This is a genomic window from Escherichia sp. WS1152, from assembly GCF_046487665.1.
Lineage (GTDB): Bacteria > Pseudomonadota > Gammaproteobacteria > Enterobacterales > Enterobacteriaceae > Escherichia > Escherichia coli.
In genome coordinates this window covers 64,612-88,220 of the sequence record NZ_JBJQJA010000009.1, presented here as the reverse complement: position 1 = coordinate 88,220, position 23,609 = coordinate 64,612, and the positions used below count along the sequence as shown (strand labels likewise).

Genomic DNA, 23,609 nt, shown 5'->3' with positions numbered 1-23,609 from the left:
AATTTCGTCCGCCCGTTTCCTGATATGCTTTTGCCATCCGCTACAAGGAGGTCAGATGGGTATCATAGCGCAAAATAAAATCAGTTCATTGGGCATGCTATTCGGTGCCATCGCTTTAATGATGGGGATTATCCACTTTTCATTCGGCCCTTTTTCCGCACCACCGCCAACGCTTGAAAGCATCGTGGCGGACAAAACGGCTGAAATTAAAAGAGGTCTTCTCGCCGGAATAAAAGGCGAAAAAATTACCACCGTGGAGAGAAAAGAGGACGTGGATGTCGATAAAATCCTCGATCAAAGCGGTATCGCACTGGCCATTGCTGCGCTACTTTGCGCATTTATTGGCGGTATGCGTAAGGAAAATCGCTGGGGCATTCGCGGCGCGCTGGTTTTTGGCGGCGGGACGCTGGCTTTCCATACCTTGCTTTTTGGTATCGGCATCGTGTGCAGCATTTTGCTGATATTCCTTATCTTTTCCTTCCTGACTGGCGGTTCACTGGTTTAAGCAGCCTGAATAATGCCCGCCGGGTGTTCATCAGCGGGCATTATCGTCAGAACTTCTGTTTTTTCTCTTCCACCTTCACCCCTTGTGTCGGCAGGCCGGTGTCATAGTCGCGTACCACTGGCGAATAACCATCTTGTGGGCGTGGACGAAATGCCCCCATCCAGCGCGGCTGTGCATCTTTACGCCACGGACGCAGGCTCCATTGGTAACTGCGGAACGGATCGCGAATTTTGTCCATATAATCCAATAAGGCATCATGCATTTTGCTGCGAACGTCGGCAAAATGGGCATCATCGATCAGGTTATGCATTTCATTTGGATCATTATGGCGATCGTAAAGTTCATCACTGGTGAAGAGGTTGAGCACCAGTTTAAAGTCATCCGTCACCCAGCAACGCACCGGAATAAAACCGCCAAAGCTGTCATGCTCAATCTCGTAGCGGTTAAATTCCACCATCACGCCGCGTGGCTCTTTCACGGCAAGGATATTTTCCCCCGGCAGAATCTCTGGTTTTTCAATATCTGCCAGCGCCATCATTGTCGGCAGTAAATCGATATGACTGACTGGCGTATTGACCTGTCGCCGCTCCCCTTGCGGCGAACGGATGATCAGCGGAATACGGGTGATGTCGTCATACATCGCAGCTCCTTTACTGATCAGCTTATGTGCGCCCATCATTTCGCCGTGATCGGATGTATAAATAACCCACGTATTTTCACGTTGCCCTGGCGTTAAGGCATTGATGACCCGTCCTATTTGGTCATCAACAAAGTCATTACAGGCAAAATAGAGCGGATGGTGATAAAGCCCGTCATCACCGACTGGCGATGGCATCGCCTGCGCCCATAAGCGGTGATGTTCTGGTTTGTTCGCCAGGTCATCCTGTGCTTTCTCGCCCAGCTCGTAGTAAAAATCAGCGTATTTCTCTAAATACTCCACCGGACAGGTGAACGGGTGATGCGGCTCATCATACGAAACCACCATCAGGAAGGGTTCCTCGGCGCGCGCGGGCTGTTGCAGAAAATCCACCGCTCGATTGCTGATGCGGTGCGCCCAGGTGAAGGTTTCGTCAATATGGTTCGCCTGTAAATCTTCGACGCTGTTTAGGCCATTGCGCCACAGGCTAATCTCTTTTTCCGTCAGTTCGCTAAGATAGTTCGCCCCATCGAACCAGTAATCAGCGTCCCACTCCGGCGGACACTCGCCAGTGCCGAAATAGTCATGACCGTCGAGATGCCATTTGCCGATGTAACAGGTGTGATAGCCGGCATCCTTAAAGTAGCGCCCCATAGTGGAGATGTTTTTACCCGGCGCGACGTTGTTGGTCCACGGCCCGGACTGGTTAGCGTAGATACCGGTAAACAGCCCGGCGCGCGCCGGTGTACAAACCGGTGAACAGGTGTAGGCGGAATTAAAGCGAATACCTTCCGCCGCCAGACTATCAATATGTTGCGTATTCAGCGGCTTACCGCTATAGCAACCGACCATATTGGTGGCCTGGGTATCGGTCATGATGAACAGAAAATTGGGGCGTTTCATAGGCTATCCTTTGCATCGGGAGTAAAGGTTACGGCTGGGTCGTGACGATGCCGCCAGCTATCAAAAATCAGGTAGACAATCACTACGGCGGCAATGAAATAACTGATCATCGCTAACCAGCGCGTACCGTAGCCGCCGAATTCAGCCAGCCCGGCATAGACGCCAATCATCGCGAACAGGATGCCAATTGACGCGATCTTGACGTTTTTCCACGGTTTCATGTCCACCGCAAACGCATCTTTGAAGGTGAACGGCGTGGCGCGCGGTTTGATAAAACCGATCACCAGCATCACGACCACGTTGATGCAGAACGTACAGGCCAGCACATAGAGGAAATGGAAGTCGAACTTCACCAGATAGTTGATGGTGATGTATCTGATTATGCCAATCCCCATCGCCACTTTTGCCGCCAGCGCCGGGATGCGCGGGAAGAAAAAGCCCATAATGATGATGGTAACCAGCGGCACGTTGTAAATGCCGTTGAGCTGTTTCATCCAGCTATACAGCCCCTGCGGCGCGTTGGCGATCCACGGCGCGACCAGCACCGAAACGATAGCGATAAAGAAACCAAATTTGCGCCCGACGGTGACCAGCTGCTGCGGCTCGGCATTCTGGTTAATGATGCGACGGTAAATACCCATACTGAATAACGTACTGGCGCTATTCAGAAAGCCGTTGAAGGTACTGATCACCGCACCAAATAACACCGCGCCGAAGAAACCCACCAGTGGCACTGGCAGAACGTTATTGACCAGCGTCGGGTAGGCCATGTCGGCTTTCGGTAGATCCTGATACAGATGAAACGCAATCAACCCTGGCAGCACCAGTACCAGCGGGTCGAGCATTTTCAGCACCGCCGTTAACAGCGCCCCCTTTTGCCCTTCCGCCAGGCTTTTTGACGCCAGCGTGCGTTGCACGATGCCCTGATTTGTACACCAGTAAAAGGTGTTCACCAGAATTAAACCGGTAAATGCCGCGCCAATCGGCAAGGGATCGGTCGGGCCACCGACTGAGTTTAATTTCTCGGCGTGAACGGTGGTAATTTGCTCAATGCCCTGCATAAAGCTGCCCTTGCCCATCGCGATCAGGCCAAATACCGGCACCATCAACCCGCCGATAACCAGCCCAATACCGTTGATGGAGTCCGCCACTGCCATTGCGCGCAGTCCGCCGATCACCGCATACAAAATTCCCGCCAGACCAAGCAAAATTACCAGTAGCCAGATAGCCGCACCGTGAGAAATCTGTAGCGATTCCCCGACGTGAAACAGGCTGTTGAGCGCCAACGCGCCGGAGTAGAGAACAATCGGCAGAAAGCAGACGCCGGTGGCAATGAGGAAGCAGAAGTCGATGATAATACGCGTCGTTTTATCATAACGTTCCTCCAGAAAATCGGGGATGGTGGCAATGCCGCGCTTCAGATAGCGCGGTAAAAAGATTAGCGCGAGGAAGATCAGCGTCACCGCTGAAGTCACTTCCCAGCCCATCACCGACATGCCGCTTTTGTAGGCCTGCCCGGAAAGACCAACCAGTTGTTCCGTGGAAAGGTTGGTTAACATTAACGAAGCGGCAATAACCGGCGCTTTTAGTGAACGTCCGGCAAGAAAATAGCCTTGTTGCGATCCGGTATCTGTTTTGCGAACCTTCCACCAGGTGATGATCGCCACCAGCAGCGTAAAACCGACAAAACTCAAGATTTGTAACGAATTCATCTCATAGCCCTTATTTATGTTTATGTCCCGGACGCATGAATATAGGGAGAGGTAAAATGCGTCGGGTCAGGCAGTCAGATTCTTAAAATACAAACGTCGTATCCCTGAACGGATTGTTTTCTGTTAAGTTCAGGTTGTGAGCATAATTCGCCGGAGGGATATTAAAATGAATGGAAAATTGCAAAGTTCAGATGTAAAAAACGAAACTCCGTACAATATTCCCTTATTGATTAACGAAAATGTGATCTCCAGCGGAATTTCTCTGATCTCGCTCTGGCATACCTACGCCGACGAGCATTACCGGGTGATCTGGCCGCGGGACAAGAAGAAACCGCTTATCGCCAACTCATGGGTTGCGGTGTATACCGTACAAGGATGTGGGAAAATTCTTTTAAAGAATGGCGAACAAATAACTCTGCATGGCAACTGTATTATATTTTTAAAGCCAATGGATATTCACTCTTATCACTGTGAAGGTTTAGTCTGGGAACAGTACTGGATGGAATTTACCCCCACCAGTATGATGGATATTCCCGTTGGTCAGCAAAGCGTTATTTATAATGGCGAAATTTATAATCAGGAACTCACCGAAGTTGCTGAGTTAATAACTTCACCAGAAGCAATAAAAAATAATCTGGCAGTCGCTTTTCTGACGAAAATTATTTATCAGTGGATTTGTCTTATGTACGCAGACGGTAAAAAAGATCCACAACGGCGGCAAATTGAAAAATTAATTGCCACTTTACATGCCAGTCTGCAACAACGCTGGAGCGTAGCCGATATGGCTGCCACGATCCCCTGTAGCGAAGCCTGGTTGCGTCGTCTGTTTTTACGCTATACCGGCAAGACGCCGAAAGAATATTACCTCGATGCGCGTCTGGATCTGGCGCTATCGCTATTAAAGCAACAAGGAAACTCGGTTGGCGAAGTCGCTGATACGCTCAACTTCTTCGACTCCTTTCATTTCAGCAAAGCCTTTAAACATAAATTTGGTTATGCGCCTTCAGCCGTGCTAAAGAATACGGACCAGCACCCAACGGATGCCAGTCCACACAATTAACGTAACTCTGGCCAGTACGCTTTGTTGGCCTCCAGCAACTCATCCAGAATAGCTTTGGCGACCGAGGCGCTCGGTACCGTTTTCGACAACGTAATCGCCTGCCACAGGTGCTGATATGAACGCTGTTCCCAGGCGTCCACGACCAGTTTTTCCACCGCCACTTGCTGACTCATAAACCCTTTCTGAAACTGCGGGATATCGCCGACCACCAGTGGTTCTGGTCCGTTGTGCCCGACCAGACACGGGATCTCGACCATCGCTTCATCATCAAAGTTATGAATTGCCCCGTTGTTAGGCACAATCAGCAACATCCGCTCCTGAGTGTTGAAGGCAATTGCCGCCGCCAGATCGACGATGTATGACGCATGTTCGTCAATCTCCAGCTTGCCCGCCGCTGAATTTCCTGCCGCCGTAATGGCGCGGCAAGCATCGAAAACCTGTTTCTCGCGATGTTCCATCACCTCATTCGCGCGAGTATGTTCAGGGTTGGAATGCTGAACAACATAATCCGGGAAGAGATAATATTTCAGATAGGTGTTCGGCAATGTATCCGGGTCCAGTGCCTGGACATCCCGCGCTTTTGCATAGGTGTCGTTCCAGCTCGCTTCAGTATGCGTATCTTGCTGCGGTGGAACATAACCGTGCTTAGAGACATATTGCCGCAGCTGGGGCATCAGGTCGTTGCCCTGCAAATCTTCAATTGATGTCCACCAGCCAAAGTGGTTCAGGCCGTAATAGCGCACGCGCATCTGTTTGCGATCTTGCAGCCCAACAATTTGCGCCATCCGGCTTTCAATACCGATTGGCATGTCACAGATGTTGAGGATTTTCGCATTCGGGCGCAGACGACGCGTGGCTTCTGCAACAATTGCTGCCGGGTTGGAGTAGTTGAGCATCCAGGCATTTGGTGAATATTTTTCCATATAATCCACCAGTTCCAGGACGCCGCCAATGGAACGCATGCCGTACGCTATTCCGCCGGGTCCGCAAGTTTCCTGACCAACAACACCGTGGCGCAGTGGGATTTTTTCATCCAGTTCGCGCATCGGGTACTTGCCGACGCGGATGTGCGCCATGACAAAATCAACGTCGCTGAATGCCACTTCAGGATCGGTGGTGTAACTAAACGCAATGTCCGGCGCTTTCTCTTTAAGGATGACTTTACAGGCTTCGGCAATCACTTCCTGCCGCGCACCATCGTTATCATAAAATTTCAGTGCACGAAGCGGGAAACGGTCCTGATTCGCCAGGAGCATCAACACGATGCCAGGCGTAAAGGTGCTTCCACCGCCTGCGACAACCACTGAGAATTTGGTCATTATACTGCCTCCGTAATGGCAACATTTTCTGCTGATTGATGAGAATTAATTAAGCTATCGAGCTGTTCACGCAGCTGGGATACATGCAGACCAATGATCACCTGAATGGCATCGCCACTACGGAAGACGCCGTGCGCTCCCAGCTTTTTAAAGACTTCGTCATCCAGCGTTTGTGACATGTCATGCAGTGCAATACGTAGACGCGTCGCGCAATTGTTGATGCTGGAGATATTGCCGACCCCGCCCAGGGCTTGCAGGATACCGGCAGCCTGATCCAGCTCTTTTTTTGGCTCTGCCGCGGTGGTTTGGCCTCGCGAGGCTTTGTATTCGGCTTTTGAGTAGAGTTTCACTTCCGCATCTTCACGTCCCGGCGTGCACATGTTGAATTGCAGAATCAGGGTGCGGAAAACCACGAAGTACAGCAGGGTAAAGCACAACCCAATGGCGATTTGGGTCAACATCATATCCGCGTGGTTGCTGAACATCGGGATCCAGTTTTGCGGTAAAACCTGGTCAATCAGACCTCCGCCCATGTTGCCCACCACACCAAAGAGATACATCACGGTCGACATTGAGGCCGCAAGCACAGCGTGTACCGCAAACAGCAACGGTGAAATGAACAGGAAGGTAAATTCCAGCGGTTCGGTAATTCCCACCAGCATGGCGGTTAAGGTTGCGGGAATCAGCAAGCCCGCCACTTTTACCCGATTTTCCGGTGCGGCAGTGAAGTACATCGCTAAAGAAATGCCCACGGCACCAAAGATTTTTGAGTTACCGTGCAGGGCAAAACCGCCTTCCGGGAACAACGATTTCAGCGGCTCGGCGCTCAAACTGAACTCTTGCAGATGCTGCGCCCAGTACATCTGAATGCCGCCTTCAACAGCTGCCGGACCAAAGATAAACGGTCCGTAGATGAAGTGGTGTAAACCGGTTGGGATCAGAATACGTTCGAGGAAGGTGTAAACCCACACCCCAAGCGCACCCGCCGAACGCAGGAACGCTTGCAGAGATTCAATCCCCATTTGTACTTTTGGCCAGCCGAGCAATGTCAGCCAGGCACAGGGGATCATCACCAGGAAGGCGATAATCACCACATAAGACGTCCCCTGGAAAATGCCGAGAAACACCGGCAGTTTTTTATCGAACAGACGGTTATGCAGCGCCGTCACAATGCCGGAAATGATAATTGCGCCGATAATGCTGGTATCGAGGGTTTTAATCCCGGCCATCATTGTCAGACCGCTACCTGCCACCGCGTCCTGAGTGAAATCGACGCCGAAGTAGCTTCCCCAGGTCATTCCCATCGCGTTGATGAAATAGTTCCAGGTCAGGAAACTCACCATCACCGCCAGACAAGCACGCCCCTGCGCTTGCTTAGCAAGGCCAATGGGTAAACCGACAGCAAAAATCAGCGGCATATTACGGAATACCGTCCATCCGCCCTCTTCAATAATGTGTACGATTTGCGCGAATAAACTGTTCGGATCGGTCAGTGATTCCCCGACAAACATCGGGTTTTGCAGCAAGATGGCAAGACCCACCACAATCCCGGCGAAGGGAAACAGCAGCACTGGCGTGAACATCGCGCCGCCAAAGCGTTGAATTTGACTGAGCATTTCCACATCCTCTTTTCTCAATTCTGTAAGTAGGAAGCCTGATTGGTTATGCGGCAGGCCTGGAGCGAGGATAGGAAGATGCGATCGGCAGAACATGACGACCCAATGGGATTCGTGATCGCTTTCATGCTTTTCGTTGGGCGGTAGAGATCTACGTTTTCGCGAAAAAGTAGACCTCTGTGAGCACAGGTACACAGCATCGAACACATCTTTAAAAAAAAGATGTTTTTTCAATCGATTAAGCAGAACTTGTGGGCGCATTACCCGGGCTTGCAGGCAAAAAAGAGATCTAGAGATGATCTACAAAAGCATTGCGGAGCGGTTAAGAATTAGACTTAATTCCGCAGATTTCACGCTAAACAGCCTTCTTCCCGGTGAAAAAAAGCTGGCGGAAGAGTTTGCGGTATCGCGGATGACCATCCGTAAAGCCATTGACCTGCTGGTAGCGTGGGGGCTGGTGGTCCGCCGCCACGGCAGCGGCACTTACCTGGTGCGCAAAGATGTACTGCATCAAACCGCCAGCCTGACCGGGCTGGTGGAGGTGTTAAAACGGCAGGGAAAAACAGTCACCAGCCAGGTGCTGATTTTTGAAATCATGCCTGCGCCTCCGGCAATTGCCAGCCAGTTACGGATTCAAATCAACGAGCAGATCTACTTCTCCCGTCGCGTTCGTTTTGTGGAAGGGAAACCGCTGATGCTGGAAGACAGCTATATGCCGGTAAAACTGTTCCGTAATCTTTCGCTGCAACATCTGGAAGGGTCGAAGTTTGAATATATTGAACAAGAGTGCGGGATTCTGATTGGCGGTAATTATGAAAGCCTGACGCCGGTGCTCGCCGATAGACTGCTGGCGCGGCAAATGAAGGTAGCGGAACACACGCCACTGCTGCGGATCACCTCGTTGTCATATAGCGAGAGCGGGGAGTTTTTGAATTATTCAGTGATGTTCAGAAATGCCAGCGAATACCAGGTGGAGTACCATTTACGGCGACTCCACCCGGACAAGAGTTAACCGATACTCCAGAAGAGCACCGCCAGTAATTGGGGGGTGATAATGCGCAGGAACATCACTAACGGATAGACAGTGGCGTAAGAGAGCGCCGCCGCACCGCTGGTTGGATGAAGATTATTAGCAAACGCCAGCGCCGGAGGATCGGTCATGGAACCTGCCAGCATCCCGCACATGGTCAGGTAATTCATTTTGGCTAACATCCGCGCCAGAATGCCAACAGTAATCAGCGGAACGGCGGTGATCAGGGCACCATAACCAATCCAGCTTAGCCCTTCGCCATTGACCAAGGTATTCACAAAATCCCCACCAGATTTCAGACCAACGACCGAGAGGAACAGCACGATCCCCAGCTCCCGCAGCGCGAGGTTGGCACTTGGCGGCATAAACCAGTACAGCTTGCCGATACTGCCGATACGCCCGAGGATCAACGCCATAATCAGCGGACCGCCCGCCAGCCCCAGTTTCAACGCGGCCGGGAACCCAGGCACAAAGACGGGAATAGAACCTAACAATACGCCAAGCCCGATGCCAATAAACACTGGCAGCATCTGAACCTGTTGCAGTTTTTGCTGCGCATTCCCCAGCACATTGGCAACGGCATCAATTGCGGACGGACGCCCCACCAGGTTGAGGATATCGCCGAACTGCAGGCTGATATCGCCACTGGCGACCAGTTCGACCCCGGCACGGTTCAGGCGCGAGATAACAACGTCATAGCGTTCTTTAAAATGCAGGTCGCGAATACGCTTACCAAGCACGTTTTCATTGGTGACCACCACACGCTCGACGCGCAAATCAGTGCCTTTCGTGGACAGCGAAGTATCGACCTCCTGACCAATCACCAGTTGCGCATTATGTAAATCCGCTGGCTGACCCACCAGATGCAGCAAATCGCCCAGTTGGATAATGGTATCTGGCGAAGGAACTTTTAGGGTTTCTTCGCGTTTCAGACGCGAGCAGATAATTTTGTCGCCGTTGAGAATCGGTACATCTTTAATGGCTAAATCATGCAGGTTAGGGTTCTCAACGCGAATATTGATAGTCCTGATCAGCGCGCCGCCATTGGTGCGTGAAGATTCGTGCTGCTGGGCTTCTGTCTCGACATTGACGCGGAAAATAACCCGCAACATCCACATGGTGAACAATATCCCGCAAATGCCGAATGGATACGCCATCGCGTAACTCATCCCCATCTGATCGACCATTTCCATTGGTGTACCCAGGTCGCGCAAGATCTGCTGCCCTGCCCCCAGCGCTGGCGTATTGGTTACCGCACCGGAGAAAATCCCCAGCACTACCGGCAGTGGAATATCAAACAGTTTATGCAGGATGGCGGTAACCAGACCACCGATGATGACGATCAGAACAGCAAACAGGTTGAGGCGTAATCCGGAGACGCGCAATGAGGCAAAGAAGCCCGGCCCTACCTGAATCCCGATAGTATAAACGAACAGGATCAGACCAAATTCCTGAATAACATGCAGCATATCGCTACTTAATGTCATCCCCGCCTGAGAAACAAAATGGCCGACGATGATCCCACCAAACAGCACGCCGCCAATACCTAATCCTATGCCGCGAAATTTGACGTTGCCGATAAACAAACCGACGACTGCCACCAAAGCCAGAATACTGACCGTTAATGCTATATCACTCATCGTCCATTTCTCTTGAGATAACATTTTAATTGCTACGGATTATGGCTGAATCGGTGAAGCAGATTTGCCTTATAGCGCACATTATCACGGGAAAGAACGTGCCGAAATATCTTAAACAGTCGAAATTTAACGCATTGTAGAAGAAGAAAGACAAAAAAAGCCCCACCAGAATGGCGGGGCAAAGAGAATAGCTAGTTAGCTATTTAACGCGGGACGTTCGCTGATAGCGATACGCTGCGCTGCGATGGGTTCAGGCTCATTACGAATTAAATCAATATGCAGTAAACCGTTTACGAAGGTTGCGCCAGAGACTTCCATATTTTCAGCCAGCGTAAAGCTCAGGCTAAATGGCTGATTCATAAGCCCTTGATGCAGCCATTTTTTCTCTTCTTTTGGCTGCTCCGGCGTGCCTTTTACGCTCAGGCGCGTACCTTCCAGTTGAATCTCTAAATCTTCCTGACGGAAACCTGCCAGCGCAAGGGTAATGCGGTAGTGGTTATCGTCGCTTTTCTCAATGTTGTACGGCGGGAAGCTCTGGCTTTCACCGGCGTTTTGCAGTGCGTTGGCCAGTTTGTCAAAACCGATCCATTGACGCATCAGTGGGGATAAATCGAAGTTACGCATAGTCATTTCTCCTTCTAAGAAGCGAGTAAGTACCTGCAAATCCGAAGATTCGCATATGCTCCCTGACGGCGAGCATGGAGATGTCAGGCCGCGCAAGGCGGCCTTAGGGAATTAGTTGATTTCGATACGGCGCGGTTTTTTCGCTTCCGGAATCACGCGTTCGAGATCGATATACAGCAAACCATTTACCAGGTTAGCGCCACGAACATGAATGTTCTCAGCTAACTGGAATTTGCGTTCAAAGTTGCGTTCAGCGATGCCCTGGTACAGATAGGTGCGCTCTTTTTGTTCGTCGGCGTGAGCACCTTTCACCACCAGCAGATTATCCTGGGCGGTAATTTCCAGTTCGCTCTCAGCAAAACCAGCCACAGCGATAGCAATGCGGTAATGGTTTTCGTCTACCAGTTCAACGTTATACGGAGGGTAGCCGCCATTACTCTGGCTCTGGTTGTTTTCTAAGTGGTTAAACAAACGGTCAAATCCAATAGCAGAACGGTAAAGCGGGGATAAATCAAAGTTACGCATAATCAATAGCTCCTGAAATCAGCGAGAATGTAAGACCTTCCACAATGGACAGGTCAGGTAGCCAGAACACCCATCAGGCGCGTCCTCATCGGCTACGATGTAAAAATGGGTCTGGAAATGAACTTTTCAAGCCTTATCAGCGGACTTTTTTTTGCAGTTTATGGTCTATTGCATAGACTGAGGGGGCAGCACGAAACGTTAAAGTGCGATAGCCGCCACAGTGCGACGTAATGATGATGTTATTTTCAGCAAGGGATCGCTATAACTCATCAGGCCAACACCCACGATCAACAGATGAATTTATTATGATAAGAAATGTGTTGTTAGCGTTCATGATATGCAGCGGAATGACATTACTCGGAGGATGCTCCAGCGTGATGTCCCATACCGGGGGGAAAGAAGGAACGTATCCCGGCACCCGCGCCAGCGCCAGCATGATTGGCGACGATGAAACCAACTGGGGCACTAAGTCGCTGGCGATTCTCGATATGCCGTTTACCGCTGTGATGGACACACTTTTACTGCCGTGGGATGTGTTCCGCAAAGACAGCTCGGTGCGCTCACGCGTTGAAAAAAGCGAAGCCAACGCGCAAGCCACCAATGCGGTTATTCCACCGGCCAGAATGCCTGATAACTGATTTAGCGATCAGTTTCGGTGATCCACAGCTGACCGCCTTCCATCCACGCCAGCCATTGACCATCCGGCGAGAAGACCACGGCGTCCGCAGAAGGTGGATTGGCGTGGTTTTCGGTTAAATACTCAACCTCCCCGCTTTCCGCATGGGCACAAGCAATTCGATTATCCAGCACAAAGCCCAACCATTCTCCTGATGGATGCCAGTTAAATGCAGACTGAATATCCGTTTTGTTATGGGTTAACTGGCGCGGCTCGCCGCCCTGTGGCGAGATAAGCCACAGTTGCACAATGCCGTTATCATCTCGCATTAAAAACGCGATTTGTGTACCCTGCGGATTACAGCGCACCCAGTGGCGCGGGACGTTGACTAACCCCGGATAAGCCCGATGGTGGGTAAAGGTTAAACGTCGCTGCACGACGCCACGCGGTGGCGCGGGCAGGGTTGTTTCCGTTCCGCTTAACGGCGCATCACCAGCTGCTTTCCAGCCAGCTTCATCTTTCGGCAACTCGACAATAAACAGCTCCGGTACTTTCTCGCCCTTTGGCGAAAGTGTGTCGCCAATAAACGCCAGCGCGTGATTTCCTACCCATCCTTCTTCATAAGCACGATTGATTTCATCGCTGCCAGGCTGCGGCGTGGGCGTTGTTTTACTCACCAGTGCGCACCAGTGGCTACCGCTGTATTCACGCGGATGCTGCTTTTGTACGTTGACCGGGCCAAACGGTGCAGCAACCCCGACGTTTCGCAAATCCAGCGCCGGGCTGCGTTCATGCATTACATGGTCGTTATAGGTAAAGCTCACCATTTCACCGTTCGGGCTAAAGACATGCACATGGCTGCCGCCGCGCAGCGCTCCTGGGGTGTACGGTGCAGTAATATCCATTGCATCGAGATTGCTCACCTTGCCGCCTTCAGCAATGACTCCGCGCCGATGATGGAAATCGTAATACCATGTTTCATCAGGATTTTCCGGGCCGTGAATGAAGACATATTTTTCTGACTTCGGATGAACGGTCACCACGCCGACGTGTGCGCCCTGTGACGCGCGATAGATAACCTCGACCTCTCCAGTATGGATATTCACACGCTCAATGGTCTCGCCGGTAAACGACGCCCCTGAAGGACGCACGTCAAATACCAGCCACTGGCTGTCGGGTGTCCAGGTATTGGTATTGGTGAGCAGGTGATTACGGGGAGCAAAGGTTATCTGTTTCATGGCGTGGTCCTGATACAAAACGGTTCACGCCATCATACTTCACAAGGACTTCACTTTCAGACAATAGTCTTTTGCCATCGTGATGAATGTGAGTGAAAAGATGGAACATTTCGACGTGGCGATTATTGGCCTCGGCCCGGCAGGATCGGCGTTGGCACGAAAGTTAGCAGGCAAAATGCAGGTGATCGCGCTGGATAAAAAGCACCAGTGTGGTACTGAAGGTTTCAGCAAACCCTGCGGCGGTCTGCTGGCACCGGACGCGCAGCGATCTTTTATTCGCGATGGACTGACGCTTCCTGTCGATGTGATCGCTAATCCGCAGATTTTCAGCGTCAAAACCGTCGACGTCGCCGCATCGCTCACGCGTAACTACCAGCGAAGCTATATCAATATTAATCGCCATGCTTTCGACTTGTGGATGAAATCGCTGATCCCCGCCAGCGTTGAGGTTTACCACGATAGCCTGTGCCGGAAAATCTGGCGTGAGGATAATAAATGGCATGTCATTTTTCGTGCAGACGGCTGGGAGCAGCATATTACCGCCCGCTATCTGGTCGGTGCCGATGGTGCCAACTCGATGGTGCGGCGACATCTCTACCCGGATCATCAAATCCGTAAATATGTCGCAATCCAGCAGTGGTTCGCAGAGAAACATCCGGTGCCGTTCTACTCCTGCATCTTTGATAATGCGATAACTGACTGTTACTCATGGAGTATCAGCAAAGACGGTTATTTTATCTTTGGTGGTGCCTATCCAATGAAAGACGGTCAGACGCGTTTCGCGACGCTGAAAGAGAAAATGAGCGCCTTTCAGTTCCAGTTTGGCAAAGCGGTGAAAAGCGAAAAATGCACAGTGCTGTTTCCCTCACGCTGGCAGGATTTTATCTGCGGTAAGGACAACGCCTTTCTGATTGGTGAAGCGGCGGGATTTATCAGCGCCAGCTCGCTGGAGGGGATAAGCTATGCGCTGGATAGCGCAGAGATTCTGCGTTCGGTGTTACTGAAGCAGCCAGAGAAGATCAACGCAGCCTACTGGCGCGCCACCCGCAAACTGCGTTTAAAACTCTTCGGCAAGATAGTAAAAAGCCGATGCCTGACCGCACCGGCTTTAAGAAAGTGGATTATGCGCAGTGGTGTGGCACATATTCCACAGTTGAAGGATTAGCCAACGCGCTTCACATCGCCCACCAGCAGGATGTAAGAGAGCGCACCAATCAACGCGACGGTGGAGATATAAACCAGTGCCGGGGCGAACCCATAGCCTTGCAACAGATATTAGTCCACAAAAAAACACCTCATAAGAAAAGGTCTTATATCGGGCAGAAATCTGAAAAGGGAGATCAGGCGCTAAACAGGAGGGAAAGAAGAGTATGCTTTCAACGGCTTAGCTACTCGTTTAAAGGATTAATCATGAAGTTGAATTTTAAGGGATTTTTTAAGGCTGCCAGTTTATTCCCACTAGCACTGATGCTTTCAGGCTGTATCTCGTATGCTCTGGTTTCCCATACCGCAAAGGGTACTTCAGGAAAGTATCAATCGCAGTCAGACACCATCACGGGGCTATCGCAGGCAAAGGATAGTAATGGAACAAAAGGCTATGTTTTTGTAGGGGAATCGCTGGATTACCTTATCACAGATGGTGCTGATGACATCGTTAAGATGCTCAATGATCCAGCACTTAACCGGCACAATATTCAGGTTGCTGATGACGCAAGATTTGTTTTAAATGCGGGGAAAAAGAAATTTACCGGCACAATATCGCTTTACTACTACTGGAATAACGAAGAAGAAAAGGCACTGGCAACGCATTATGGTTTTGCCTGTGGTGTTCAACACTGTACCAGGTCACTGGAAAACCTAAAAGGCACAATCCATGAGAAAAATAAAAACATGGATTACTCAAAGGTGATGGCGTTCTACCATCCATTTAAAGTGCGATTTTATGAATACTATTCACCCAGAGGCATTCCGGATGGTGTTTCCGCAGCATTACTGCCAGTGACTGTTACGCTGGACATCATTACTGCACCGCTGCAATTTCTGGTTGTATATGCAGTAAACCAATAATCAGTAAGCGGGCAAACGCGTTTATGCTGTTTGCCCGTCCACTGATTAATTCAGCACATACTTCTCAATAGCAAACGCCACGCCATCTTCAAGGTTAGATTTGGTGACAAAGTTCGCCACTTCTTTCACCGAAGGAATAGCGTTATCCATCGCCACACCGACGCCTGCATATTCAATCATTGCAATGTCGTTTTCCTGATCGCCAATCGCCATGATTTCTTCCGGTTTAATACCTAACACGTCGGCCAGTGATTTCACACCCGTACCTTTGTTAACGCGTTTATCGAGGATTTCGAGGAAGTACGGCGCACTTTTCAGCACGGTATATTTCTCTTTCACTTCCTGCGGAATACGCGCGATAGCCTGGTCGAGGATGGCAGGTTCATCAATCATCATCACTTTCAGGAACTGGGTATTGGGGTCCATTTTCTCCGCTTCGCAGAACACCAGCGGAATAGTGGCAACAAAGGATTCATGCACCGTGTAGTAGCTGATATCACGGTTGGCGGTGTACAGCGTGGTGCGGTCCAGTGCGTGGAAATGAGAACCGACTTCGCGAGAGAGTTTTTCCAGGAAACGGTAGTCGTCATAGCTGAGAGCAGTTTGCGCCACGGTGCTACCATCAGCGGCCTTCTGTACCAGCGCGCCGTTATAAGTAATGCAGTAGTCACCCGGCTGTTCCATATGCAGCTCTTTCAGGTAATTGTGAACACCTGCATAAGGGCGACCCGTCGTTAGCACGACATTCACGCCACGGGCGCGAGCTGCGGCAATCGCATTTTTAACGGCAGGTGAAATGGTGTGATCGGGCAGCAGAAGGGTGCCATCCATATCGATAGCAATGAGTTTGATAGCCATGAGTTCCCCAGGTAGATTGGTTCCTGACCCATGCTAACGCGATTCCGCTCAAAAATCAGTACAACACCCGAGGGAAAAGGGGGATGCAACGCGGGTTGCATGCTCCCCATTTGCTTAGCGGAAGAGTTTCCCTTTCAGCAGTTCCATGCCTGCGGAAAGCAGATCGTTATTGGCTTGTGGTGACACTTCACCTTGCGGTGAGAGCGCATCAATAATCTTCGGCAATTGTTCTGCCAGTAAACTGGAAGCTGTACTGTTATCCACGCCAAGTTTTTGCCCGAGATCGGACACCGCATTTGTGCCGAGCGCCGATTCCAGTTGTTCGCCGCTCACCGATTGATTGCCCTGTTGATTACTCAGCCAGGTTGAGAGAATGGCCCCTAAGCCGCCACTTTGCAGTTTTTCCAGCAGCACCTGAATGCCGCCCTGCTCCTCAACCCAACTTAAAATCGCCTGATATTTCCCCGCATCGCCTTTCAGAAAGGCGCCGACAACTTCATCAAAAAGCCCCATGATAATCACCTGTAAAGCGTTACGTGTTGACCCAAAAAGTATAGAACTGCGGGATGATAATTGCGGATTGCAGAAATAAAAAGGGCGGAGATGATCTCCGCCCTTTTCTTATAGCTTCTTGCCGGATGCGGCGTGAACGCCTTATCCGGCCTACAAAAACATGCAAATTCAATATATTGCAGGAGTCTCGTAGGCCTGATAAGCGTAGCGCATCAGGCACGCTCGCATGGTTAACGCCATTAAATATCGATATTCGCCGCTTTCAGGGCGTTCTCTTCAATAAACGCACGGCGCGGTTCAACGGCGTCGCCCATCAGCGTGGTGAACAACTGGTCAGCGGCAATCGCATCCTTAACGGTAACGCGCAGCATACGACGGCTTTCCGGGTCCATGGTGGTTTCCCACAGCTGTTCCGGGTTCATCTCGCCCAGACCTTTATAACGCTGGATGGAGAGGCCGCGACGGGACTCTTTCACCAGCCAGTCCAGCGCCTGCTCGAAGCTGGCTACCGGCTGACGACGCTCGCCACGTTCGATAAACGCATCTTCTTCCAGCAAGCCACGCAGTTTCTCACCCAGCGTGCAGATACGACGATATTCGCCACCGGTGATAAACTCGTGATCCAGCGGATAGTCAGTATCCACACCGTGGGTACGCACGCGAACAATCGGCTCGAACAGGTTTTGTTCGGCATTGGTGTGGACATCAAACTTCCACTGGCTGCCGTGCTGTTCTTTGTCGTTCAGTTCGCTGACCAGCGCGTTCACCCACCGGGTAACGGTCTGCTCATCAGAGAGGTCGGCTTCCGTCAGCGTCGGCTGATAGATAAGCTCTTTCAGCATTGCTTTCGGATAACGACGCTCCATGCGGTTGATCATTTTCTGCGTCGCGTTGTACTCAGACACCAGTTTCTCTAACGCTTCGCCAGCCAATGCCGGTGCGCTGGCGTTGGTGTGCAGCGTTGCGCCGTCCAGCGCGATAGAGATCTGGTACTGATCCATCGCTTCGTCGTCTTTAATGTACTGTTCCTGCTTGCCTTTCTTCACTTTGTACAGCGGCGGCTGAGCGATGTAGACGTGACCGCGTTCAACGATCTCCGGCATCTGACGATAGAAGAAGGTCAACAGCAGCGTACGAATGTGCGAGCCGTCGACGTCCGCATCGGTCATGATGATGATGCTGTGATAACGCAGTTTGTCCGGGTTGTACTCGTCACGACCGATACCACAACCAAGCGCGGTGATAAGCGTCGCCACTTCCTGAGAAGAGAGCATCTTGTCGAAGCGCGCCTTCTCAACGTTAAGGATTTTACCTTTCAGCGGCAGGATCGCCTGGTTCTTGCGGTTACGCCCCTGCTTCGCAGAGCCGCCCGCGGAGTCCCCTTCCACAAGGTACAGTTCGGAAAGCGCCGGATCGCGCTCCTGGCAGTCTGCCAGTTTGCCCGGCAGGCCCGCTAAGTCGAGCGCACCTTTACGGCGGGTCATTTCACGCGCGCGACGCGCAGCTTCACGGGCACGGGCAGCATCGATAATTTTGCCAACCACGATTTTTGCATCAGTTGGGTTTTCCAGCAGGTATTCCGCCAGCAGTTCGTTCATCTGCTGTTCAACCGCCGATTTCACCTCAGAAGAAACCAGTTTGTCTTTGGTCTGGGAGGAGAATTTCGGGTCCGGCACTTTTACGGAAACGACCGCAATCAGGCCTTCACGCGCATCGTCACCGGTGGCGCTGACTTTGGCTTTTTTGCTGTAGCCTTCTTTGTCCATGTAGGCATTCAGGGTACGGGTCATCGCCGCACGGAAGCCTGCCAGGTGAGTACCGCCGTCACGCTGCGGAATGTTGTTGGTAAAGCAGTAGATGTTTTCCTGGAAGCCATCGTTCCACTGCAACGCCACTTCGACGCCAATACCGTCTTTTTCGGTGGAGAAGTAAAAGATATTCGGGTGGATCGGCGTTTTGTTCTTGTTCAGATATTCAACGAACGCCTTGATGCCGCCTTCATAGTGGAAGTGGTCTTCTTTGCCGTCACGCTTGTCGCGCAGACGAATGGAAACGCCGGAGTTAAGGAACGACAACTCACGCAGACGTTTCGCCAGAATTTCATATTCAAACTCGGTCACATTGGTGAAGGTTTCGAGGCTGGGCCAGAAACGCACCATGGTGCCGGTTTTTTCAGTCTCGCCGGTAACCGCCAGCGGAGCCTGCGGTACACCGTGTTCGTAGATCTGACGGTGAATTTTACCCTCGCGCTGGATAACCAGCTCCAGTTTTTGCGACAGGGCGTTTACTACCGAAACACCAACGCCGTGCAGACCGCCGGACACTTTATAGGAGTTATCGTCAAATTTACCGCCTGCGTGCAGGACGGTCATGATCACTTCCGCCGCCGATACGCCCTCTTCCGGGTGAATACCGGTCGGAATGCCGCGCCCATCATCCTGTACAGAGACAGAGTTGTCGGCGTGAATGGTGACGATAATTTCTTTACAGTGACCCGCGAGCGCTTCGTCGATAGCGTTATCTACCACCTCGAATACCATGTGGTGCAGACCGGTGCCGTCATCCGTGTCGCCGATATACATACCCGGGCGCTTACGCACCGCATCCAGCCCTTTCAGGACTTTGATACTGGAGGAGTCATAAGAATTCGACATCAACGTTTCTCGCTCATTTATACTTGGGTTAATCCGTTATTTTACCCTTTTCCACGGTAAACATCTTCGAATTTTCGTCCGACATGTCTATAACGTGTTCAGCACTGATCGCGCTGACAAAGACCTGCGATTGCGTCGCTTTTAAGCGGCTGGCAAGCAGCCCGCGACGCTCATCATCAAGCTCAGAGGCAAAATCATCTATCAGGTAGAGACACCGCCGCCCGCTTTCACGGGTGAGGAACTCTCCTTGCGCCAGACGTAAGGCGCACATCAACAGCTTAAGCTGCCCACGCGATAAGGTATCTTCCACCGGCGCACCGTCGGCGCGAATGCGTAAGTCCGCTTTGTGCGGGCCGTGCGCGGTGTAGGTTAGCTGGCGATCGCGTTCAAAATTACGTTCCAGCACCTCAGCGTACTCTGTCTCTTTCTCCCAGCCGCGCTGGAAAGAGAAAGTCAGAGAAAACTCAGGGAGAAATTGCTTACAGGTATCAGCCATATCGGCCGCGATACCGGCGCTATACTCCGCGCGCCAGGTGCTGATTTGCTCCGCCAGCGGGATCAGTTCTTTATCCCACGGGCGTAGCTGTTCGTAACGTGTCACCTGGCGCAGCGCCGCATTGCGCTGCTTGAGCAATCGCTTGAGATTGCTCCAGGCGGTGAAAAATCCGGGTTCGTTGTGAAAGCATCCCCAGTCGAGGAATGCTCTTCTGTATTTGGGGCCGCCGTTGAGTAAAGTAAACCCTTCTGGCGTTATCAGCTGCATTGGCATCAGGTGCGCCAGTTCCGCGACCTTATGCCCGTCTGTACCGTCAATACGGACTTTGCTGTCGCCCTGTTTGTCTTTGGTTAAGCCAATCGCCGTCTCGCGCTCTTCGCCCTGTAATCGCCCGTGGAGAACAAACGCCTCCTGCTCATGGCGAATGACGCGACTAATCTGCAAACTGCGAAACGCCCGACCATGGCCGAGCGTATAGATGGCTTCCAGCACGCTGGTTTTGCCACTGCCGTTGGCACCTACCAGAAAGTTAAAGCCGGGAGATAAAGCGAGATCCGCGGTTTCAATGTTGCGGAAATCGCGGATCAACAAGCGGGTGAGGGACATTACAGTCTCATTGGCATGACAACATAAGCCGCGCTCTGGCTGGCTGCATCTTCAATCTGCACGCTGGAAACCGAATCGGTCAGCATCATGCGGACGTTTTCACATTTCAGCGCGTTCAGAACATCCAGCACATAGCTGACGTTGAAGCCGATTTCCATCTCCGCACCGCTATAGGTAACGTCGAGGATCTCTTCCGCTTCTTCCTGTTCCGGGTTGTTGGCGGTGATTTTCAGCTGGTTTTCGCTGACATACAGGCGCACACCGCGGAATTTCTCGTTAGAGAGAATTGCCGCGCGAGCAAACGCCTGCTTGAGGAGATCGCAGCCTGCTTCCAGATGTTTGTCCGGATTCTTCGGCAGAACGCGGCGGTAATCCGGGAAGCGACCATCCACCAGTTTGGAGGTGAAGATAAAGTCGCCAACGTGGGCGCGAATATTGTTGCTGCCAATCTGCACACGCAGCGGATTATCGCCGCCGTCGAGCATACGCATCAGTTCAATCACGCCTTTACGCGGCACGATCACCGAATGGCTTGGCAAAGATTGACCAATTGGCATTGAACAGACCGCCAGACGGTGGCCGTCGGTCGCCACGGTGCGCAGTTCTTCACCTTCGGTTTCAAACAGCATACCGTTTAAGTAATAGCGAACGTCCTGATGCGCCATCGAAAACTGGGTCGCTTCAATCAGACGCTTCATCGTCGCCTGCGGCAGGGTAAATTCGACTTCGCTCTGCCAGTCATCGAGGTTCGGGAAATCCGCCGCTGGCAGGGTAGACAGCGAAAAACGGCTACGCCCGGAGCGCACCAGCATCCGCTCACCTTCCAGTTGCACGGCAATTTCCGCGCCTTCAGGCAGACCACGGCAGATATCAAAGAATTTGCGCGCCGGAACGGTCGTCGCACCAGGTTCGTGCGGCTGAACCAGCGCAACGCGTGCCACCATTTCCATCTCGAGATCAGTACCGGTCAGCGACAACGTACCGTCAGCAACCTGTAACAGCAGATTACCGAGAATCGGTAGCGTAGGACGACCACCTAACGGACCGCTCACCTGTTGTAGCGGTTTTAATAAATGCTCACGTTCTACGGTAAATTTCATAGGTTTACGATGACAATGTTCTGATTAAATTTGAAAAATCTTCTTTGATATCGTGGCTCTCTTCACGCAGCTGCTCGATCTTACGGCAGGCATGAAGCACCGTCGTGTGGTCACGACCACCAAACGCATCGCCAATCTCCGGCAGACTGTGGTTAGTCAGCTCTTTCGCCAGCGCCATCGCCATCTGACGCGGACGAGCCACCGAGCGGGATCGACGCTTGGAAAGGAGATCCGCGACTTTGATCTTGTAGTACTCCGCCACCGTCTTCTGAATATTGTCGATGGTGACCAGTTTTTCCTGCAATGCCAGCAAGTCGCGCAGCGCCTCACGCACGAAGTCGATAGTGATCGCCCGTCCGGTAAAGTTGGCGTTGGCAATGACGCGATTCAGCGCGCCTTCCAGCTCACGTACGTTAGATCGTAGACGCTTGGCGATAAAGAACGCCACTTCGCCTGGCAAACGAATGTCATTTTCGTCGGCCTTTTTCATCAGGATCGCCACGCGGGTTTCTAACTCTGGCGGTTCGATCGCCACAGTCAGCCCCCAGCCGAAGCGGGATTTCAAACGATCCTCAACGCCGTTGATCTCTTTCGGATAGCGATCCGAGGTGAGAATGATCTGTTGATTACCTTCCAGCAGGGCGTTGAAGGTGTGGAAAAACTCTTCCTGAGATCGTTCTTTATTAGCAAAAAACTGAATATCGTCGATCAGCAGTGCATCTACGGAACGGTAGTAGCGTTTAAACTCTTCGATCGCGTTGTTTTGCAGGGCTTTAACCATGTCCTGAACAAAGCGCTCGGAGTGCATATAAACCACTTTGGCATTCGGCTTGCGCGCCATAATGCCGTTACCCACCGCATGCAGCAGGTGAGTTTTACCCAGACCCGTGCCGCCATAAAGGAACAACGGGTTATAGGCACCGCCAGGGTTATCTGCCACCTGGCGAGCCGCCGCGCGCGCCAGTTGGTTAGATTTACCTTCAACGAAGTTATCAAACGTGTGTTTGACGTTTACGTTAGAACGATAGGTCGGTTCTGCCGGGGCCGGGACGTTATCCCAACCTGAGCGCGTAGAAGGCGCAGCACGTTGCGGCTGCGTTTGCGCCACCTGTGCAGGGGCCGCGACGTTGCTCGTCACTGCCGCTTGTGGCGTTTGCGTCACCGGTTTGGTGCCGACTTCAAAACGCAGCTGTGGGGCATCCGCTCCGCAGAAACTGGTTAGCAGTCCATTGATATTATTAAGGTACTTGTCCCGTACCCAATCGAGGACAAAACGGTTTGGCGCGTACAGGGCCAGCGTGTTATCGCTCAGTTCCGCCTGCAATGGGCGTATCCACATACTGAATTCTGTGGCTGGTAACTCATCCTGCAATCGGGCAAGACACTGCTGCCAAAGCGAAAGTGACACGGCGGACTCCACTCGAACAAAAGTCGATAATGACTAAGGCTGAAACATTCATGATTGTTGACGTACGTCGAAAAGACCCTGCTTGAGGGTGACGCACGAACCGCTGTCTGCGGTTATATGCCCGATCAAGATCCTGCAAAACGATCGGGACCGCGGATCATAGCCTAAACTGCGCAAGAGATCTTCTGTTTCTCACAGATTTTCCCGATTTATCCACAGGATGATCCAGAACTCGCTAAGTGTAAACGATCCTGCCGCGAGGCGGGCACGATTTACGCCGCATATTGGAAAATTTAATGACCATAGACAAAAATTGGCTTAATCGATCTAATAAAGATCCAGGACGATCCTTGCGCTTTACCCATCAGCCCGTATAATCCTCCACCCGGCGCGCAATGCTGGTTTTCACTGGTGTGAGGTCGTACATTTTCCCTGCGAAAAGGTGCGGAAAAGCGCGGTAAATAAGGAAAGAGAATTGACTC

At 51.7% G+C, this 23,609-nt stretch carries 21 protein-coding genes, 1 pseudogene and 1 other annotated feature; of the genes and pseudogenes, 7 read left to right on the top strand and 15 right to left on the bottom strand.

Annotated elements, in window-relative coordinates; all coding sequences use genetic code 11:
• Window positions 1-55 precede the first annotated feature (55 nt).
• Window positions 56-505, top strand: a complete 450-nt coding sequence (gene yidI / locus ACJHW7_RS15620; protein WP_000511299.1) for a protein YidI — start codon at window positions 56-58, stop codon at window positions 503-505.
• 46 nt (window positions 506-551) lie between these two features.
• Here yidI and ACJHW7_RS15615 read toward each other — a convergent pair whose 3' ends face one another.
• Both ACJHW7_RS15615 and ACJHW7_RS15610 read right to left on the bottom strand, forming a co-directional pair.
• Window positions 552-2,045: a sulfatase-like hydrolase/transferase gene (locus ACJHW7_RS15615; protein WP_021557342.1), complete on the bottom strand. Its 1,494-nt coding sequence runs from the start codon at window positions 2,043-2,045 to the stop codon at window positions 552-554.
• Complete coding sequence (locus ACJHW7_RS15610; RefSeq protein ID WP_040235089.1) at window positions 2,042-3,757, bottom strand: solute:sodium symporter family transporter; 1,716 nt, start codon at window positions 3,755-3,757, stop codon at window positions 2,042-2,044. Before ACJHW7_RS15610 ends, ACJHW7_RS15615 begins: the two co-directional genes overlap by 4 nt.
• Before the next feature lie 166 nt (window positions 3,758-3,923).
• Between ACJHW7_RS15610 and ACJHW7_RS15605 the strand changes: the two genes are divergently transcribed.
• Window positions 3,924-4,817 (top strand): helix-turn-helix transcriptional regulator, encoded by an 894-nt coding sequence (locus tag ACJHW7_RS15605; RefSeq protein ID WP_001013540.1) that lies wholly within the window; start codon window positions 3,924-3,926, stop codon window positions 4,815-4,817.
• On the opposite strand, the gene ACJHW7_RS15600 is transcribed toward ACJHW7_RS15605, so the two are convergent.
• Both ACJHW7_RS15600 and ACJHW7_RS15595 read right to left on the bottom strand, forming a co-directional pair.
• Window positions 4,814-6,136, bottom strand: a complete 1,323-nt coding sequence (locus tag ACJHW7_RS15600) for a 6-phospho-alpha-glucosidase (RefSeq protein ID WP_021557343.1) — start codon at window positions 6,134-6,136, stop codon at window positions 4,814-4,816. The two genes, ACJHW7_RS15605 and ACJHW7_RS15600, sit on opposite strands and share 4 nt — an antisense overlap.
• Window positions 6,136-7,752: a PTS sugar transporter subunit IIB gene (locus ACJHW7_RS15595; protein ID WP_000952127.1), complete on the bottom strand. Its 1,617-nt coding sequence runs from the start codon at window positions 7,750-7,752 to the stop codon at window positions 6,136-6,138. The genes ACJHW7_RS15600 and ACJHW7_RS15595 overlap by 1 nt, the downstream gene beginning before the upstream one ends.
• Before the next feature lie 295 nt (window positions 7,753-8,047).
• Between ACJHW7_RS15595 and ACJHW7_RS15590 the strand changes: the two genes are divergently transcribed.
• Window positions 8,048-8,764, top strand: coding sequence for a GntR family transcriptional regulator (locus ACJHW7_RS15590; protein ID WP_001301657.1), 717 nt, complete (start codon window positions 8,048-8,050; stop codon window positions 8,762-8,764).
• Here the strand turns inward: ACJHW7_RS15590 and ACJHW7_RS15585 are convergent.
• From ACJHW7_RS15585 to ibpA, 3 genes are all read right to left on the bottom strand, one after another.
• Window positions 8,761-10,422: a putative transporter gene (locus tag ACJHW7_RS15585; protein ID WP_001279763.1), complete on the bottom strand. Its 1,662-nt coding sequence runs from the start codon at window positions 10,420-10,422 to the stop codon at window positions 8,761-8,763. The genes ACJHW7_RS15590 and ACJHW7_RS15585 overlap by 4 nt on opposite strands.
• 195 nt (window positions 10,423-10,617) lie before the next feature.
• Window positions 10,618-11,046 carry a small heat shock chaperone IbpB gene (gene ibpB / locus ACJHW7_RS15580; protein ID WP_001243431.1) on the bottom strand — a complete coding sequence of 143 codons (429 nt, stop codon included), beginning with the start codon at window positions 11,044-11,046 and terminating at the stop codon, window positions 10,618-10,620.
• 111 nt (window positions 11,047-11,157) lie between these two features.
• Window positions 11,158-11,571, bottom strand: coding sequence for a small heat shock chaperone IbpA (gene ibpA, locus ACJHW7_RS15575; RefSeq protein WP_001243437.1), 414 nt, complete (start codon window positions 11,569-11,571; stop codon window positions 11,158-11,160).
• Window positions 11,565-11,637: a sequence feature (ROSE (Repression Of Heat Shock gene Expression) occurs in the 5'-region of heat shock genes and acts as an RNA thermometer to modulate expression.), on the bottom strand. (Overlaps the previous gene by 7 nt.)
• A 239-nt stretch (window positions 11,638-11,876) precedes the next feature.
• Here ibpA and ACJHW7_RS15570 point away from each other — a divergent pair.
• Window positions 11,877-12,209 carry a YceK/YidQ family lipoprotein gene (locus ACJHW7_RS15570; protein WP_001308151.1) on the top strand — a complete coding sequence of 111 codons (333 nt, stop codon included), beginning with the start codon at window positions 11,877-11,879 and terminating at the stop codon, window positions 12,207-12,209.
• Between the two features lies 1 nt (window position 12,210).
• On the opposite strand, the gene ACJHW7_RS15565 is transcribed toward ACJHW7_RS15570, so the two are convergent.
• The gene (locus ACJHW7_RS15565) at window positions 12,211-13,425 is read right to left on the bottom strand and encodes a DUF3748 domain-containing protein (protein ID WP_021557344.1); all 1,215 of its coding nucleotides are present in this window, start codon (window positions 13,423-13,425) and stop codon (window positions 12,211-12,213) included.
• 100 nt (window positions 13,426-13,525) lie between these two features.
• On the opposite strand from ACJHW7_RS15565, the gene cbrA reads away from it, so the two are divergent.
• The gene (gene cbrA, locus ACJHW7_RS15560) at window positions 13,526-14,590 is read left to right on the top strand and encodes a colicin M resistance lipid reductase CbrA (protein WP_001383668.1); all 1,065 of its coding nucleotides are present in this window, start codon (window positions 13,526-13,528) and stop codon (window positions 14,588-14,590) included.
• On the opposite strand, the pseudogene ACJHW7_RS15555 reads toward cbrA, so the two are convergent.
• A pseudogene (locus ACJHW7_RS15555) lies at window positions 14,587-14,700 on the bottom strand (hypothetical protein); the annotation flags it as partial. The gene cbrA and the pseudogene ACJHW7_RS15555 overlap by 4 nt on opposite strands.
• 135 nt (window positions 14,701-14,835) lie before the next feature.
• On the opposite strand from ACJHW7_RS15555, the gene yidX reads away from it, so the two are divergent.
• Window positions 14,836-15,492, top strand: a complete 657-nt coding sequence (gene yidX, locus ACJHW7_RS15550) for a protein YidX (RefSeq protein ID WP_000772955.1) — start codon at window positions 14,836-14,838, stop codon at window positions 15,490-15,492.
• A 45-nt stretch (window positions 15,493-15,537) separates the two neighbouring features.
• Here the strand turns inward: yidX and yidA are convergent, their stop codons facing one another.
• The 6 genes from yidA to dnaA all read right to left on the bottom strand — a co-directional run bounded on the left by yidA (window position 15,538) and on the right by dnaA (window position 23,127).
• Window positions 15,538-16,350 carry a sugar-phosphatase gene (yidA, locus tag ACJHW7_RS15545; RefSeq protein ID WP_000985549.1) on the bottom strand — a complete coding sequence of 271 codons (813 nt, stop codon included), beginning with the start codon at window positions 16,348-16,350 and terminating at the stop codon, window positions 15,538-15,540.
• A 114-nt stretch (window positions 16,351-16,464) separates the two neighbouring features.
• On the bottom strand, window positions 16,465-16,863 hold the full coding sequence (locus tag ACJHW7_RS15540) for a YidB family protein (RefSeq protein WP_000522204.1): 399 nt from the start codon (window positions 16,861-16,863) through the stop codon (window positions 16,465-16,467).
• 239 nt (window positions 16,864-17,102) lie between these two features.
• Entirely contained in the window at window positions 17,103-19,517 is a 2,415-nt protein-coding gene (gene gyrB / locus ACJHW7_RS15535) for a DNA topoisomerase (ATP-hydrolyzing) subunit B (RefSeq protein ID WP_000072067.1), read from the bottom strand.
• A gap of 28 nt (window positions 19,518-19,545) precedes the next feature.
• Complete coding sequence (gene recF, locus ACJHW7_RS15530; protein ID WP_021557345.1) at window positions 19,546-20,619, bottom strand: DNA replication/repair protein RecF; 1,074 nt, start codon at window positions 20,617-20,619, stop codon at window positions 19,546-19,548.
• On the bottom strand, window positions 20,619-21,719 hold the full coding sequence (gene dnaN, locus ACJHW7_RS15525; protein ID WP_000673464.1) for a DNA polymerase III subunit beta: 1,101 nt from the start codon (window positions 21,717-21,719) through the stop codon (window positions 20,619-20,621). Before dnaN ends, recF begins: the two co-directional genes overlap by 1 nt.
• 4 nt (window positions 21,720-21,723) lie before the next feature.
• Window positions 21,724-23,127 carry a chromosomal replication initiator protein DnaA gene (gene dnaA / locus ACJHW7_RS15520; protein WP_000059111.1) on the bottom strand — a complete coding sequence of 468 codons (1,404 nt, stop codon included), beginning with the start codon at window positions 23,125-23,127 and terminating at the stop codon, window positions 21,724-21,726.
• Window positions 23,128-23,423: 296 nt separating this feature from the next.
• Between dnaA and ACJHW7_RS15515 the strand changes: the two genes are divergently transcribed.
• The gene (locus tag ACJHW7_RS15515; protein ID WP_120795392.1) at window positions 23,424-23,504 is read left to right on the top strand and encodes a protein YsdD; all 81 of its coding nucleotides are present in this window, start codon (window positions 23,424-23,426) and stop codon (window positions 23,502-23,504) included.
• Window positions 23,505-23,609 lie beyond the last annotated feature (105 nt).

Coding starts and splice junctions, on each gene's coding strand:
- ACJHW7_RS15540 (WP_000522204.1), bottom strand. CDS start 16,863: ATGGGGCTTTTTGATGAAGTTGTCGGCGCCTTTCTGAAAGGCGATGCG.
- ibpA (WP_001243437.1), bottom strand. CDS start 11,571: ATGCGTAACTTTGATTTATCCCCGCTTTACCGTTCTGCTATTGGATTT.
- ACJHW7_RS15585 (WP_001279763.1), bottom strand. CDS start 10,422: ATGAGTGATATAGCATTAACGGTCAGTATTCTGGCTTTGGTGGCAGTC.
- ACJHW7_RS15565 (WP_021557344.1), bottom strand. CDS start 13,425: ATGAAACAGATAACCTTTGCTCCCCGTAATCACCTGCTCACCAATACC.
- ACJHW7_RS15570 (WP_001308151.1), top strand. CDS start 11,877: ATGATAAGAAATGTGTTGTTAGCGTTCATGATATGCAGCGGAATGACA.
- yidA (WP_000985549.1), bottom strand. CDS start 16,350: ATGGCTATCAAACTCATTGCTATCGATATGGATGGCACCCTTCTGCTG.
- dnaN (WP_000673464.1), bottom strand. CDS start 21,719: ATGAAATTTACCGTAGAACGTGAGCATTTATTAAAACCGCTACAACAG.
- ACJHW7_RS15515 (WP_120795392.1), top strand. CDS start 23,424: ATGACCATAGACAAAAATTGGCTTAATCGATCTAATAAAGATCCAGGA.
- ACJHW7_RS15610 (WP_040235089.1), bottom strand. CDS start 3,757: ATGAATTCGTTACAAATCTTGAGTTTTGTCGGTTTTACGCTGCTGGTG.
- cbrA (WP_001383668.1), top strand. CDS start 13,526: ATGGAACATTTCGACGTGGCGATTATTGGCCTCGGCCCGGCAGGATCG.
- yidI (WP_000511299.1), top strand. CDS start 56: ATGGGTATCATAGCGCAAAATAAAATCAGTTCATTGGGCATGCTATTC.
- recF (WP_021557345.1), bottom strand. CDS start 20,619: ATGTCCCTCACCCGCTTGTTGATCCGCGATTTCCGCAACATTGAAACC.
- ACJHW7_RS15615 (WP_021557342.1), bottom strand. CDS start 2,045: ATGAAACGCCCCAATTTTCTGTTCATCATGACCGATACCCAGGCCACC.
- ACJHW7_RS15595 (WP_000952127.1), bottom strand. CDS start 7,752: ATGCTCAGTCAAATTCAACGCTTTGGCGGCGCGATGTTCACGCCAGTG.
- ACJHW7_RS15590 (WP_001301657.1), top strand. CDS start 8,048: ATGATCTACAAAAGCATTGCGGAGCGGTTAAGAATTAGACTTAATTCC.
- ACJHW7_RS15605 (WP_001013540.1), top strand. CDS start 3,924: ATGAATGGAAAATTGCAAAGTTCAGATGTAAAAAACGAAACTCCGTAC.
- ibpB (WP_001243431.1), bottom strand. CDS start 11,046: ATGCGTAACTTCGATTTATCCCCACTGATGCGTCAATGGATCGGTTTT.
- ACJHW7_RS15600 (WP_021557343.1), bottom strand. CDS start 6,136: ATGACCAAATTCTCAGTGGTTGTCGCAGGCGGTGGAAGCACCTTTACG.
- yidX (WP_000772955.1), top strand. CDS start 14,836: ATGAAGTTGAATTTTAAGGGATTTTTTAAGGCTGCCAGTTTATTCCCA.
- gyrB (WP_000072067.1), bottom strand. CDS start 19,517: ATGTCGAATTCTTATGACTCCTCCAGTATCAAAGTCCTGAAAGGGCTG.